The 858-nt window shown below is 32.3% G+C and carries 1 protein-coding gene; it reads right to left on the reverse strand.

What is annotated here, in order from left to right; genetic code table 11:
- Positions 1 to 191: 191 nt before the first annotated feature.
- On the reverse strand, positions 192 to 858 hold a 667-nt coding region (locus ACODS7_RS32240), incomplete at its 5' end, for a transposase (protein WP_488828637.1).

The following is an 858-nucleotide window of genomic DNA, read 5'->3' on the forward strand; positions in this document are numbered from 1 at the left end:
TTTTTTGTTAGGCCCTTTTAATATTTAGAAATTTATTATAGGGGTACCGCCACATCGCCATCAAGCTAAGGAAACTAAATTGACAAAAATACATAAGAATTCTTCTCCTACTATGGAATAGTAAGAATTTTCATAAAAAAGTGCAGAGGAAATAACCCTAGCGGGCTACAATTTTTAAAATGGTATTCATTTTATTGTTCTATATGCTGCTCGTATGCAATGCCTAAAATATCAAATACCGTTTTCTTCCGATAACGATGCGATTTTCGACCATTTTTCTCAAGTAGGTGGAATAGACGAAGAAAACTTGTTATTAATTGCTTGGATTGTTCTTGTATTTGTCGATATAATATGCGGAAATAATCATGAATCATATACATAGCTTTCCATTCACTTAATTCTTTTTGTTTTTTCACCAGTAATACTTGTCTCATTTGGAACATGACAGTAGAAGAAAGTAAGAGAGCAATTAATTTTCCATAGATATGACATTCTAATCGTTCTTTCTTCACATTTGTATTGGAATGAATGCGAAAAATAGATTTCCAAGTTTTAAAGATAATTTCCACTTGCCAACGAAGAGAGTAGAATTCATGGATAGCTTCTTTAGAAACATATTCCGATGGAATATTCGTAATGTATACATTGATACCTTGTAATTTTTTTGTTCTATCACTAAACGTCATGTTTTTCTTTTTTTCTTTGTATGCTCGATCCTTTCTACGTTGTGCCTCCTGATCTGGAGTAAGCCTATAAATCACAGCTCTTACAGGCAGTAAATAATCACGTCCAACATAGACAATAGGAATTTCATACAATTCACCTGGTTGTAGATTTTCCATAATCGCTTCTAAATCA

This window comes from Bacillus sp. FG16 (assembly GCF_057809515.1).